This window comes from Geodermatophilus sp. SYSU D01105, from assembly GCF_054050095.1.
Genome location: NZ_JBJGYR010000002.1, coordinates 1 through 12,583 on the forward strand (window position 1 = coordinate 1; position 12,583 = coordinate 12,583).

The window sequence follows — 12,583 nt, forward strand, 5'->3', positions numbered from 1 at the left end:
GCGGGTCGGGGACGACCTTGACGTCCCCCATCTCCGGCACCACGGGCCGGACCTCCAGTGCCGTCATGCCACACTCCCCTCCGTGACCTGCACACCCGCGACCAGCGCGTCCAGCTCGGGCAACCACCGCTGCCGGTCGGGGGGGGGCGGGGGGCGGGGCGGCGGCGGGGTGGGGGGGGGGGCGGGGGGGGCGCCCGCCCCCCCCCCCCCCCCCCCCCCCTCCGCTCATCCCAGCTGCTCCCAGGTCGCGCGGCGGCGGGCCTGCTCCGCGGGGTCGGGCACCGGCAGCGAGGCCAGCAGCCGCTGGGTGTAGGGGTGCTGCGGGGCCCCCAGCACCTCCGCCCCCGTGCCCTCCTCGACCAGCCGGCCGCGGTAGAGGACGGCGATCCGGTCGGCGAGCAGGTCGACGACGGCGAGGTCGTGGCTGATGAACAGGCAGGCGAAGCCCAGCTCCCGCTGCAGCTCCGCGAACAGCTCCAGCACCCGCGCCTGCACCGAGACGTCGAGCGCCGAGGTCGGCTCGTCGGCGATGAGCAGCTCGGGGTCCAGCGCGAGCGACCGCGCCAGGCTGGCCCGCTGCCGCTGCCCGCCGGAGAGCTCGTGCGGGAAGCGGTCGCCGAAGTCCTTGGGCAGCTGCACCGCCTCGAGCAGCTCGTCCACCCGGCCGCGGGCGGCACGCGGGTCCTCGGCGCGGCCGTTGACCACGAGCGGCTCGGCGACCGCCTCGGCGATGGTCAGCAGCGGGTTGAAGCTGGACGCCGGGTCCTGGAAGACGAACCCGATGCGCTTGCGCACCGGCCGGAACGCCTTCTCCCTGACGCCGCGCATCTCGGTGCCCAGCACCTGCAGCGAGCCGTCGGTCACCTTCGTGAGCCCCGCGATGGCCCGCCCGATGGTCGTCTTACCGCTGCCGCTCTCCCCGACCAGCCCGAGCACCTCGCCGGGGCGGATGGCGAAGCTGACGCCGTCCACGGCGACGAAGTCCGGCTTCCGCAGCCGCCCGGGGTAGACGATCCGCAGGTCGCGCGCCTCCACCACCGGCGTGGCGGCGACCCAGCCCGCGGGCCGGGCGGTCGCCCGCTGCTCGGCGCGTGCCCGCCCCTCCCCGAGCCGGGGCACCGAGCCCAGCAGCTGCCGGGTGTAGGGCTCCCGCGGCGCGGTGAACAGCGTGCGGACGTCGGCCTGCTCGACGATCCGGCCCTGGTACATGACCGCCACCCGGTCGGCGAGGTCGGCCACGACGCCCATGTTGTGCGTGATGAGCACGATCGCGGCGCCGAACTCGTCGCGGCAGCGGCGCAGCAGGTCGAGGATCTCGGCCTGCACCGTCACGTCGAGGGCGGTCGTCGGCTCGTCGGCGATGATCACGCCGGGGTCGAGCACGAGGGCCTGGGCGATGACGATGCGCTGCTTCTGCCCGCCGGAGAACTGGTGCGGGTAGTGGTCGACCCGCTCCTCGGGGTCGGGGATGCCGACCCTGCGGAGGACCTCGATCGCCTTGGCGCGGGCCTCCTTGCGGCTGTACCGCCCGTGCGCCCGCAGCCCCTCGGCGATCTGCCAGCCCACCGGGTAGACCGGGTTGAGCGCGGTGGAGGGCTCCTGGAACACCATGGCGGCGTCCCGGCCGCGCACGTCCCCCAGCTGCCGCGGGGACAGGGTGACGACGTCGCGCTGCTCGGTGCCGTCCCGGCTCCGGAGCACGACCGCGCCGCGGGTCCGGGCGGTCTCGGGCAGCAGGCCGAGGATGCTGCGCGCGGTCACCGTCTTGCCGCTGCCGCTCTCGCCGACGACCGCCAGCACCTCGCCGGCGGCCACCGACAGGCTGACGTCGTGGACGGCGGTGATGGTGCCGGCGTCCGTGGCGAAGGAGACCGACAGGTTCTCGATGTCGACGACGTCGTCGCGTGCGGTGGTCACAGCGGGTTGCCTCCCGTCGACTCGAGCCCGGCCAGACCGCCCGGCCCGGCACCCAGCGGACCGCCGGGCACGACCGGGGTCTCCGCGGCGTCCCCGGACTCGACCGCGCGCCGGCTGCGCAGCCGCGGGTCGGCCAGGTCGTTGAGGCTCTCGCCGACCAGCGTCAGCCCGAGGACGACGAGCACGATCCCCAGGCCGGGGAAGATCGACGTCCACCAGATGCCGCTGGTGACGTCGGAGAGCGACTTGTTCAGGTCGAAGCCCCACTCCGCCGCGGCGGTGGGCTCGATGCCGAAGCCGAGGAAGCCCAGCCCGGCGAGGGTGAGGATCGCCTCGGAGGCGTTGAGCGTGAGGATCAGCGGCAGCGTGCGCGTGGCGTTGCGCAGCACGTGCCGGCTCATGATCCGCCAGTGGCCCGCGCCGATCACGCGGGCGGACTCGACGAAGGCCTCGCCCTTGATCCGCACCGTCTCGGCGCGCACCACCCGGAAGTACTGCGGGATGAACACCACGGTGATGGAGATGGCGGCGGCGAGGATGCCGCCGAGGAGGCTGGACTGCCCGCCGCTGATGACGATCGCCATGATGATCGCCAGCAGCAGCGACGGGAACGCGTAGATCGCGTCGCACACGACGACCAGCACGCGGTCCAGCCAGCCGCCGAAGTAGCCGGAGACCAGGCCCAGCAGCACGCCGGCGAACAGCGAGAACACGATCGCGACCACGATGACCATCAGCGCGGTGCGCGACCCGTAGACCACCCGCGACAGCACGTCGTAGCCGCCGACGGTGGTGCCCAGCCAGTGCTCGGCCGAGGGCGCCTGCTGGGCGCCGAACGGGCCGTCGGCGTCGCGCAGCTGGTTGTAGCCGTAGGGCGCGAGCAGCGGGGCGAACACCGCGGCGAGCAGGAAGACGCCGGTGAGGACGAGCCCGGCGACGAGCATGCCGCGCTGCAGCCCGACGCTCTGCCGCAGCTGGTGGACGACGGGCAGCCGGCGCCAGCCCCGGCGGGCGGGGTCGGTGCGGGGGGTCTCCTCGACGGGAGCCGTGGCGGTGGCCATCAGTACCTCACCCGGGGGTCGATGAGCGCGGCGATGACGTCGACGACGAAGTTGGTGACCGCGACGATCACCGCGAGCAGCGCGACGATGCCCTGCACCGCCACGAAGTCGCGGGCCTGCAGGTACTCGGCGAGCTGGAAGCCCAGGCCCTTCCACTCGAAGGTGGTCTCGGTCAGCACGGCGCCACCGAGGAGCAGGGCGATCTGCAGGCCGATCACGGTGATGATCGGGATGAGCGCAGGCCGGTAGGCGTGCTTGCGCAGCAGCCGCCGCTCGGCCACGCCCCGGGATCGGGCGGCCTCGACGTAGCCCGAGCCGAGGGTGCCGATCACGTTGGTGCGCACCAGCCGGAGGAACACCCCGGCGGTCAGCAGGCCCAGCGCGATGGCCGGCAGCACCGCGTGCTCCAGCACGTCGAGGACCACGTCGCCGTCCCCGGTCCGGATCGCGTCGATCAGGTAGATGCCGGTCGGATCCTCGAGGAACTGCAGCTGGATCTCCGCGCCGGTCGACGCCCGGCCGGCGACCGGCAGCCAGCCCAGGCCGCTGGCGAAGACCAGCTTGAGGACCAGGCCCGCGAAGAAGACCGGCGTGGCGTAGCAGAGGATGGCGAAGACCCGCAGCAGCGCGTCGGGCCACTTGTCGCGCCAGTAGGCGGCCAGCCGGCCGAGCGGGATGCCAACGACGAAGGCCACGACCAGCGCGTAGGAGGCCAGCTCCAGCGTCGCCGTCCCGAAGGTGGTGAGCACCTCGGTGACCGGGCGCCGGTCGGACAGCGTCGTCCCGAAGTCGCCGGTGAAGACGTTGCCCAGGTACTCGAGGTACTGGACGACCAGCGGCCGGTCGTACCCGGCCTCCTGCACCCGCTGGGCGAGCTCGGCGGCGGTGAGCCGGCCGCCGAGCGCCGCGGTGATCGGGTCACCGGTCGAGCGCATGAGGAAGAAGACCGTCGTCACGAGGATGAAGACGGTGGGGAAGATCAGCAGGAAGCGGACGAGGAGGTAGCTGCCCAGGCCGCCTCCACCGCCTCGGCGCCGGCGCCCCGCGGGCGCCTCCTCCTGGGCCGGCTGCCCGGCCGCCAGCTCGGTCGCTGCTGTGGTCATGGTCGTCACTTCCGTCGGTGCGGGTCCCCCGCACACGGGAGGCCCCGGGGGACCCCGCCGTGCGGCGGGGTCCCCCGGGGCCGGTGTCGCTGGTCCCCCGGTCCGCTCAGCCCTTGCTCAGGGCCCCGTAACGGAACTTGAAGGACGCATCGAGAGTATCCGCCGCGCCCTCCACACCGGTGCGGACGACGGCGACCTGGGCACCCTGCAGGTAGGGCACCGTGGACAGGTCCTGCGCCTCGAGCTGCTGGATCTGCTCGATGAGCGCGGTGCGCTGCGCCGGGTCCGGCGTCGTGACCTGCTGCAGGATCAGGTCGTTGACCTGCTGGTTGCTGTAGTGGTTGGCGAGGAAGTTCTCCGTGAGGAAGAACGGCGTGAGGTAGTTGTCGGCGTCGGAGTAGTCCGGGAACCAGCCGAGCTGGTACGCCGGGTAGACGTCGGCCACGCGGTCCTCGGAGTACTGCACCCACTCGGTGGTCTGCAGGTCGACCTGGAACAGGCCCGTGGACTCCAGCTGGTCCTTGATCAGCGCGTACTCGTCACCCGAGGACGGGCCGTAGTGGTCGTTGGAGTACTGCAGGGACAGCTGCACCGGGGTCTGCACGCCCGCGGCCTGCAGCACCTGGGCCGCCTTGGCGGGGTCCGCGCCGCCGTTGCCGTCGCCGTAGAGGTCCTTGAGCGGCTGGGTGGCGCCGGTCAGGCCCTCGGGGACGAAGGAGTACAGCGGGGTGTAGGTGCCCTTGTAGACCTGGTCGGCGATCTCCTGCCGGTCGATCAGGTGGGCGACCGCCTGGCGCACGGCCGTGGCCTTGGCCGGGTCGGCGTCGGGCTGGGTGGCGCCGAAGGGCTGGGTGTTGAAGTTGAAGACGATGTAGCGGATCTCGCCGCCGGGGCCGTCCACGACCTCGACCTCGTCGTTGCCGCGCAGGTCGTCGACGTCGGTGGCCGACAGGCTGCGGAAGGCGACGTCGATGTTGCCCTCCTCGATGTCGAGCTTCAGGTTCGAGGAGTCGGCGTAGTACTTGACGTTGACCTGCGAGGTCTTGGGCGCGCCGAGGAGGCCCTGGTAGTCGGGGTTGGCCTCGTAGGAGATCAGGTTGTTCTGGTCGTAGTTGGTGATCACGTACGGCCCGGCGAAGGCGTTGCCGTCGACGATCTCCTGGTCCGGCGTCAGCTCGGTCGCCGAGAGGACGTCCTCGTCGACGATCGGGCCGGCCGGGCTGGACAGGATCTGCGGGAACGTCTGGTCGTTGCCGTTCTTCAGGTTGAACACGACCGTCGTGTCGTCGGGCGCGTCGACGCTGGCGAGGTTGGCCAGCAGCGCGGCCGGACCGTTCGGGTCGTTGATCGCGACCATCCGGTCGAAGGAGAACTTGACGTCCGAGCTGGTCAGCTCGTTGCCGTTCGCCCAGGTCAGGCCGGACTTGAGGGTGACCGTGTACTGCGTCGGCGAGGTGAACTCGGCCGACTCGGCGATGTCGGGCTCGACGTCCGGGCTGCCGTAGTTGGTGTTCATGAGGAACGGGAACACCTGGTTCATGACGGCGAACGAGCCGTTGTCGTAGGAGCCCGCGGGGTCGATCGTGGTGATCTTGTCGCTGGTGCCGATCGTCAACGCCTCACCGCTGCCGCCACCGGAACCGCCGCCGTCGCCGTCACTGCCGCCGCACGCCGTCAGCGCCAGCGCGGTCACCGCGAGGCCAGCCGTGGCGACGCGCGCGCGCCGCCCGCCGGTCGAAACGGAACTCATCCGCCTACCTTCGTTCTTCCTGAGAACCCCCGCGGACTCCGGACATGTTCCAGCTCACGGCGGGGTATGGGTGTTGGTTACTCATGCGTAGCACAGCGCGTTCCGGTCCCAGGAGTCCGCTCGGGGACTGTTATCGCCTCGTGACTGCTCCGCCCGCCGCGTGCGGCAGGGGTCCCCGAGCCCGCGCCGCCCGGGCGTGCGGCTCCGCGCGAGGCCCCGTCCTGAGCCTCGCCCCGAGCCTGCGAGGGGTCGTGGGACGGCGCTGTCAGGCGTCGATGCGCCGACGACCCTCGAAGGCCCGGCCCAGCGTGACCTCGTCGGCGTACTCCAGGTCCCCGCCCACCGGCAGGCCGCTGGCCAGCCGGGACACCGCCAACCCCATCGGCGCGACCAGCCGCGCCAGGTACGCGGCGGTCGCCTCGCCCTCCAGGTTGGGGTCGGTGGCGATGATCAGCTCGGTGACCGTGCCGTTCATCAGCCGGGTCATCAGCTCCTTGACCCGCAGGTCGTCGGGGCCGACGCCCTCGATCGGGCTGATCGCGCCCCCGAGCACGTGGTAGCGCCCGCGGAACTCGCGGGTGCGCTCGATCGCGACGACGTCCTTGGGCTCCTCGACGACGCAGATGACGTCGTCGCTGCGCCGCGGGTCGCGGCAGATGCGGCACTGCTCGCCCTCGGCGACGTTGTAGCAGGTCACGCAGAAGCGCACCTCGGCCTGCACCCGCTGCAGCGCCGCGACCAGCCGGCCCACGTCGGCGGACTCCGCCGCCAGCAGGTGGAAGGCGATGCGCTGGGCGCTCTTCGGCCCGACGCCGGGCAACCGGCCGAGCTCGTCGATGAGGTCCTGGACGGCCCCCTCGTACACGGTGTTCCTCTCCTCGTGGAGGGGCGCGGCTCAGAGGCCGGGCAGCCCCAGCCCGCCGCCGAGGCCGCCCGCGAGCGGGCCCATGCGGCTGGCGGTCAGTTCGTTGGCCTGGCGCGAGGCGTCGCGGACGGCGGCGACGACCAGGTCCTGCAGCGTCTCGACGTCGTCGGGGTCGACCGCCTCGGGGGCGATCGTGACCGCGGCCAGCTCGCCCTGGCCGGTCATGGTGGCCGTGACCAGGCCGCCACCGGCCGAACCGGTCACCGTCTCCTGGGCGAGCTGCTCCTGCGCGGCAGCCAGCTGCTGCTGCATCTGCTGCGCCTGCTCGAGCAGACGTGCCATGTCGGGCTGACCACCGGGGAACATGCCCCGAGGGTAGGCCGCGGGTACGACACCCGCCGGGACGACGGGCCGGGAACTTCCTCAACCGAGAGGTTGACAACGACGGAGGGCGGGTCCACCCTCGTGTTCAACCGATTGGTTGACAAGAGAGGAGGACGCGACGTGGCCGCCGATCCGCTCTCCCGGGTCTTCGCGGCCTTGGCCGACCCCACCCGGCGCGACATGGTCGCCCGCCTGGCAGTGGCCGACGCGACCGTCGGAGAGCTCGCCGAGCCCTACGACGTGAGCGTGCAGGCCGTCTCCAAGCACCTGCGGGTGCTCGAGGACGCCGGCCTGGTCAGCCGCAGCAGGGACGCCCAGCGCCGCCCGGTCCACCTGGAAGCCGAGGTCTTCGACCTCATGACGAAGTGGATCGAGCGCTATCGGCGTCAGGCCGAGGAGCGCTACCGCCGTCTCGACGACGTCCTCCGGGACATGCCGGACGACGTGACCCCCACCGCTGCACCACCCGAGGGAGGAACCCCGTCATGAACGCCACCACGCACGAGACCCAGATCGTCGCCGACCCCGACGTGCCGCTGATCCGGATCACCCGGGAGTTCGACGCCCCGCCGGCCAAGGTGTTCCGCGCACACACCGACCCGGACCTGCTGGTCCGGTGGATGGGGCCCCGCGGCCTGGAGATGTCGATCGACCACTACGACTGCCGCACCGGCGGCTCCTACCGCTACGTGCACCGGCAGGACGGCGAGGAGTACGGCTTCCACGGCAGCTTCCACGAGGTGCGCCCCGACGAGCTGATCGTGCAGACGTTCACCTTCGAGGGCATGCCCGACGGCGTGGCCCTGGAGAAGCTGGTCCTCGAGGACATCGGGAACGGCCGCACCCGGCTGACCGCGACCTCGCTCGTCGACTCCTTCGCCGACCGCGACGCGTTCGTGGCCAGCGGCATGGAGGTCGGCGTCCGCGAGGGCTACGAGCGCCTCGACGAGGTCCTCGCCGGGGAGTGACCCCGGTGCCCCTCCGCGGCGTCCCCCGAGCGTGTGGGCGGACGCCGCGGAGTGCGGCCCCACCCCGGCCCGTCCAGGGGCCCGCCCCGGGCCTGCGAGGGGCGGGGAGGACGGGTCCGCTCAGTCGTCGACGGGCCGGGCGCCGAGCTGAGAGCGCAGCAGCGCCAGGGCCGCCTGCTCCGGGTCCACCACCGGGTCGGCCTGCCGCTCGCCGGCACCCTCCGCCGCCCGCTCAGCCATGAGCTCGCGCGCCTCGGCCGCCTCCGCCGCCCGCGCCGCCTCGCGGGCGACCTCCGGCGAGACCGCCGGCGCACCGCTGCGGGCCGCGCCCTCGACGACGACCTGCACCTTCCAGCGCACGCCGAGCAGCTCCTGCAGCGCCTGGCGGACGACGTCCTTGTTGAGGTCGTCGCCCAGCATCTTGGCCAGCGCCGGCGAGGTGGCCGCCAGGGTGAGCACCCCGCCGGCCAGGTCCTGCACCTGGGCGCTCTTGAGCAGCGCCTCGGTCGTGCGCTTGTGCCCGCGCACCACCTTGAGCAGCTCGGGCCACACCCGGCGGACGTCGCTGGTGGTCAGCTCGCTGTCACCGGAGGCCGACGCCGGGTCGGCCGAGACCACCGGCGTCGGCTCGGCGCCCCGCGGCGCGGGAGCCGACTCGGCGGCCGCCCGGGGAGCCGCGGTCGCGGCCGGGCGCGGCTGCTCGGTGCGGGCGGCCGCCGCGGCCACCGCCGCGGGACGCGGCTGGTGCGGCCAGTCCTCGTCGTCGGTCGGCTCCGGGGGCAGCGGGATGTCCGGCTCCCCGACCGCGACCCGCGGCGCGCGCGGCTGCTCCGCGGCAGCGGGCGGCTGCTCCGCGGCAGTGGGCGGGCTCGCCGGAGCCGCAGGAGCCGCCGGCCGGGACGGCGCACCGGAGCCCGGCGGCGTGGTCTCGGGCCAGTCGTCGGCGGCGGGACCCGGCCGGGACCGCGGCGCGCCGGCGCCGGGTGGGGTGGTCGTGGGCCAGTCGTCGGCGGCGGGCGTCCGGACCGGCTCTGCGCGGGACGGTTCGGCGGCTGCGGGAGCGGCCGGGGCCGACGCCGCCGCGGGCGCCGCCGGATCCGGCGCCGCGGAGCGGGTGGCCGGGGCCGGGGACCGGTCGGCCGGCGCGGGGGCGGCCGGGGCCTGCGCGGCCACCTGCGACCTGCGGACGAACTCCCGCCGCGGTCCGGCCGGCTGCTCCGGGGCGGCGGGAACCGGCGCCGCGGCAGCCGGTTCAGCGGGCTCGCGCCGGACCTCGCGCACCGGCCCGTCGGCGACCGGGCGGCCGGCGTGCTCGCCGGCGATCGACAACCGCCGCTCGAGGCGCTCGAGCCGCTGCAGGGTGGCCGCCGCCGAGTCGTCGGTGGCGGGCAGGAGCATGCGCGCGCACACGAGCTCGAGCAGCAGCCGCGGCGCCGTCGTCCCGCGCATCTCGGTCAGGCCCTCGTGCACGGTGTCGGCCATCCGCGAGAGCGTCGCCGACCCCAGCGCCTGGGCCTGGGAGCTCATCAGGTCCAGCCGGTCGGGCGGGCAGTCGAGCAGGCCGTTGCCCCCGGCGTCCGGGACGGCGTCGAGCACGATGAGGTCGCGCAGCCGGTCGAGCAGGTCGGTGGCGAACCGCCGCGGGTCGTGCCCGGCCTCGACCACCCGGTCGACGGCGCGGAAGACGCCGGGCGCGTCGTGCGCGGCCAGGGCGTCGATCGTCTCGTCGAGCAGCGCGTCGTCGGTGACCCCGAGCAGGCCGACGGCGTCCCGGTACGTGACGCCGTCCGGCCCGGCCCCGGCCAGCAGCTGGTCGAGGATGGACAGCGAGTCGCGCACCGAGCCGCCGCCCGCGCGGACCACCAGCGGGAACACCGTCGGCTCGACCTGCACGCCCTCGGCGGCGCAGGTCTTCTCCAGCAGCCCGCGCAGCGTCGTCGGCGGGACCAGCCGGAACGGGTAGTGGTGGGTGCGCGAGCGGATGGTGGGCAGCACCTTGTCCGGCTCGGTGGTCGCGAAGACGAAGACGAGGAACTCCGGCGGCTCCTCGACGACCTTGAGCAGGGCGTTGAAGCCCTGCGTGGTCACCATGTGCGCCTCGTCGACGATGTAGACCTTGTAGCGGCTGTTGACCGGCGCGAAGAAGGCCCGTTCCCGCAGGTCGCGGGCGTCGTCGACACCGCCGTGGCTGGCCGCGTCGATCTCGATGACGTCGAGCGAGCCGGGACCGTCGGGCGCCAGGGCCACGCACGAGCCGCAGACGCCGCACGGGGTCGACGTCGGCCCCTGCTCGCAGTTGAGCGAGCGGGCGAGGATCCGGGCCGACGACGTCTTGCCGCAGCCGCGCGGACCGCTGAACAGGTAGGCGTGGTTGATCCGGCCCCCGTCGACGGCGTTGACCAGCGGGGTGGTCACGTGCTCCTGCCCGACCACCTCGGCGAAGGTCGCCGGGCGGTACTTCCGGTAGAGCGCCAGAGCCACGCGACGAGGTTACGTGGCAGGTCGGACGACGTCGGGGACCGCCGCCGCGCCCTCGGTCACGTCCCCGGGCAGACGAGGACCCCCCGTGCACCCGCCAGAGCCCGCTTATCCTTGCTGCCTTCCGGCCCTGGGGAGGTTCACAGGGTGACGCCGCACGAGGGGTCGTCCTCCACTGTAGAGGAAACCGCTCGGCCGGTGGTCGCTCCCCCCGATACGCTCCCGGTCATGACCCCCTGGCCCCGTCCCGAGGCTCGCCCCGAGCCTGCGAGGGGCGAGGAGGACGGGGTCCTCCCACTGCCCCCGCCCCGCTCCTGACCCGGAGCACCGCGGGTCGCTGACCGCCCGGCGCGCCACGCGCGGGCCCTGCGCCGTGCTCCGGACCGAGTCCCCCGATCCGGACCCCGACCAGGAGCGTCATGTCCACCCCGTCTGCCCGCTCGTCCGGCGCTGCCACCGGCTCCCCCGCCGCCCCCGCGACCGGCGGCTTCGTGTTCGTCGTCCTCGCCGCCCTCTGCTGGGGCACCTCGGGCGTCAGCGGCCGCGTCGTCGCCGACCGCACCGACCTCGGCCCCCTCGACATCGCCTGGCACCGCATGGCCATCGGCGCCGCGGTCCTCCTCGCGGCACACCTGCTCACCCGCCGGCGCCGCCCGGCGCCCGTCCCGCTCCGCCGTCCGGTGGTCGTCCGGCTGGCGCTGGTCGCGGCGGGACTGGCCGCCTACCAGCTGGCCTACTTCGCCGCGGTCGCGGCGGCGGGGGTGAGCGTCGCCACCCTGGTCGCGCTCGGCCTGGCCCCGCTGCTCATCGCCGTCGGCGCGGCGCTGCTCGGCCACGGCCGGCCCGACGGCGCGACGCTGCTCGCGCTGGCCGCCGCGCTGACCGGGCTGGGCCTGCTGGTGGGCCTCACCGCGGGGGCCTCGACCGGGACGGCGGTGCTGCTCGGTGCCCTGCTGGCCGTCGGGTCGGCGCTGGGCTACGCGGTGGTGACCCTCGCCAGCGGCGCCGTGCCGGCCGGCGTCCCGGTGACCCTGGCCGGGTTCGCCGGCGGGGCGCTGCTCCTGACGCCGGTGGCGCTCGCGGCGGGCCTGCGCCTGACCGCCGAGCCCGTGGCCCTGGCCACACTGCTGTACCTGGGGGCCGTGCCCAGCGCGGCGGCCTACGCGCTGTTCTTCCGCGGGCTGCGGACGGTGCCCGGCGCGGTCGCGGCGATCGTCACCCTGCTGGAGCCGGTCACCGCGACGGTGCTGGCCACCGCGTTCCTCGGCGAACGGCTGCCGCTCGGTGCGCTCGCCGGCGGGCTGCTCGTGCTCGCGGCGGTCGCCGGGCTGTACCTGCGGCGGATCGGAGCCCGCACCCGGCCGGACGTCGTCCCGGAGCCGGCCGCGTGAGGCACGGAGGCCGGTCCCCGCGGGTGCGGGGACCGGCCTCGTCGCTGCGGAGGATGGGAGATTCGAACTCCCGAGGGGTTGCCCCCAACCCGCTTTCCAAGCGAGCGCCATAGGCCACTAGGCGAATCCTCCACGTGCGCACCCAGGATACCGGGCCGCCCGCACGGGGTCAGCCGCGGCACCCGGGAGCGCGCGACGCGGCGGGTGTTTCCCGTCGGCACGGTGGGGAAGGCTGGTCCGGAACGCCGGTCCCCCGGCGTGCGGCACCACGAGGAGGCACCCCCATGACCGAGCCCGACCAGCCCCGGCCCGACGTCGTGGACGCCATCGTCGCGGTGCTCAAGGGAGCCGACCCCTCGGGGCTGCCGCCGTCGGCGACCAAGGCGGAGAAGGACGCCGCCAAGGACCGCTACCTGTCGGAGTTCGCCGCGGAGCGGAGCAAGCGGGACCGGCAGACCCGCGCCTGGGAGCTGCTGCTGACCCGCAGCTACGACGAGCCGCCCACCTGGCAGCGGCTGTTCGACGACCTCTCCCCCGACGTGGTCGAGGAGCTCGGCGAGCTCTACGACGCGCTGCCCGCGGGTGCCCAGGAGGAGTACGCCCGGCGTTACGGCGTGCCCTCCGGGGTCTGACCGGCCCCGGCCCCGGCGCCGGAGGGGGACCGGC

The 12,583-nt window shown here is 74.2% G+C and carries 11 protein-coding genes, 1 tRNA gene and 1 other RNA gene; 4 read left to right on the plus strand and 9 right to left on the minus strand.

Features of this window, described 5'->3' with window-relative positions; genetic code table 11:
* Nucleotides 1-225: 225 nt before the first annotated feature.
* From ACI79I_RS01635 to ACI79I_RS01660, 6 genes are all read right to left on the minus strand, one after another.
* Nucleotides 226-1,917, minus strand: coding sequence for an ABC transporter ATP-binding protein (locus ACI79I_RS01635; RefSeq protein WP_456990395.1), 1,692 nt, complete (start codon nucleotides 1,915-1,917; stop codon nucleotides 226-228).
* Nucleotides 1,914-2,978, minus strand: a complete 1,065-nt coding sequence (locus ACI79I_RS01640) for an ABC transporter permease (protein WP_456990397.1) — start codon at nucleotides 2,976-2,978, stop codon at nucleotides 1,914-1,916. The genes ACI79I_RS01635 and ACI79I_RS01640 overlap by 4 nt, the downstream gene beginning before the upstream one ends.
* Nucleotides 2,978-4,081 carry an ABC transporter permease gene (locus tag ACI79I_RS01645; protein WP_456990399.1) on the minus strand — a complete coding sequence of 368 codons (1,104 nt, stop codon included), beginning with the start codon at nucleotides 4,079-4,081 and terminating at the stop codon, nucleotides 2,978-2,980. The genes ACI79I_RS01640 and ACI79I_RS01645 overlap by 1 nt, the downstream gene beginning before the upstream one ends.
* Before the next feature lie 106 nt (nucleotides 4,082-4,187).
* The gene (locus ACI79I_RS01650) at nucleotides 4,188-5,831 is read right to left on the minus strand and encodes an ABC transporter substrate-binding protein (protein ID WP_456990401.1); all 1,644 of its coding nucleotides are present in this window, start codon (nucleotides 5,829-5,831) and stop codon (nucleotides 4,188-4,190) included.
* Nucleotides 5,832-6,096: 265 nt separating this feature from the next.
* Nucleotides 6,097-6,696 carry a recombination mediator RecR gene (gene recR / locus ACI79I_RS01655; protein WP_456920499.1) on the minus strand — a complete coding sequence of 200 codons (600 nt, stop codon included), beginning with the start codon at nucleotides 6,694-6,696 and terminating at the stop codon, nucleotides 6,097-6,099.
* A gap of 30 nt (nucleotides 6,697-6,726) precedes the next feature.
* Entirely contained in the window at nucleotides 6,727-7,062 is a 336-nt protein-coding gene (locus ACI79I_RS01660) for a YbaB/EbfC family nucleoid-associated protein (RefSeq protein WP_456990404.1), read from the minus strand.
* 138 nt (nucleotides 7,063-7,200) lie between these two features.
* Here ACI79I_RS01660 and ACI79I_RS01665 point away from each other — a divergent pair, with 138 nt between their 5' ends.
* Together ACI79I_RS01665 and ACI79I_RS01670 are read left to right on the plus strand one after the other, a co-directional pair.
* Nucleotides 7,201-7,569, plus strand: a complete 369-nt coding sequence (locus ACI79I_RS01665; RefSeq protein ID WP_456990406.1) for an ArsR/SmtB family transcription factor — start codon at nucleotides 7,201-7,203, stop codon at nucleotides 7,567-7,569.
* Nucleotides 7,566-8,048 (plus strand): SRPBCC family protein, encoded by a 483-nt coding sequence (locus ACI79I_RS01670; protein WP_456990408.1) that lies wholly within the window; start codon nucleotides 7,566-7,568, stop codon nucleotides 8,046-8,048. The genes ACI79I_RS01665 and ACI79I_RS01670 overlap by 4 nt, the downstream gene beginning before the upstream one ends.
* 120 nt (nucleotides 8,049-8,168) lie before the next feature.
* Here the strand turns inward: ACI79I_RS01670 and ACI79I_RS01675 are convergent, their stop codons facing one another.
* Nucleotides 8,169-10,529 (minus strand): DNA polymerase III subunit gamma and tau, encoded by a 2,361-nt coding sequence (locus ACI79I_RS01675; protein WP_456990410.1) that lies wholly within the window; start codon nucleotides 10,527-10,529, stop codon nucleotides 8,169-8,171.
* A gap of 71 nt (nucleotides 10,530-10,600) precedes the next feature.
* An RNA gene (ffs, locus tag ACI79I_RS01680) (signal recognition particle sRNA small type) lies at nucleotides 10,601-10,696 on the minus strand.
* Nucleotides 10,697-10,945: 249 nt separating this feature from the next.
* Between ffs and ACI79I_RS01685 the strand changes: the two genes are divergently transcribed.
* Nucleotides 10,946-11,917 carry a DMT family transporter gene (locus tag ACI79I_RS01685; protein ID WP_456990414.1) on the plus strand — a complete coding sequence of 324 codons (972 nt, stop codon included), beginning with the start codon at nucleotides 10,946-10,948 and terminating at the stop codon, nucleotides 11,915-11,917.
* A gap of 47 nt (nucleotides 11,918-11,964) precedes the next feature.
* Here the strand turns inward: ACI79I_RS01685 and ACI79I_RS01690 are convergent.
* Nucleotides 11,965-12,049, minus strand: a tRNA-Ser gene (locus tag ACI79I_RS01690).
* Between the two features lie 152 nt (nucleotides 12,050-12,201).
* Here ACI79I_RS01690 and ACI79I_RS01695 point away from each other — a divergent pair.
* Nucleotides 12,202-12,549: a hypothetical protein gene (locus ACI79I_RS01695; protein ID WP_456990416.1), complete on the plus strand. Its 348-nt coding sequence runs from the start codon at nucleotides 12,202-12,204 to the stop codon at nucleotides 12,547-12,549.
* Nucleotides 12,550-12,583 lie beyond the last annotated feature (34 nt).

Coding starts and splice junctions, on each gene's coding strand:
- ACI79I_RS01695 (WP_456990416.1), top strand. CDS start 12,202: ATGACCGAGCCCGACCAGCCCCGGCCCGACGTCGTGGACGCCATCGTC.
- ACI79I_RS01645 (WP_456990399.1), bottom strand. CDS start 4,081: ATGACCACAGCAGCGACCGAGCTGGCGGCCGGGCAGCCGGCCCAGGAG.
- ACI79I_RS01660 (WP_456990404.1), bottom strand. CDS start 7,062: ATGTTCCCCGGTGGTCAGCCCGACATGGCACGTCTGCTCGAGCAGGCG.
- ACI79I_RS01650 (WP_456990401.1), bottom strand. CDS start 5,831: ATGAGTTCCGTTTCGACCGGCGGGCGGCGCGCGCGCGTCGCCACGGCT.
- ACI79I_RS01640 (WP_456990397.1), bottom strand. CDS start 2,978: ATGGCCACCGCCACGGCTCCCGTCGAGGAGACCCCCCGCACCGACCCC.
- ACI79I_RS01670 (WP_456990408.1), top strand. CDS start 7,566: ATGAACGCCACCACGCACGAGACCCAGATCGTCGCCGACCCCGACGTG.
- ACI79I_RS01685 (WP_456990414.1), top strand. CDS start 10,946: ATGTCCACCCCGTCTGCCCGCTCGTCCGGCGCTGCCACCGGCTCCCCC.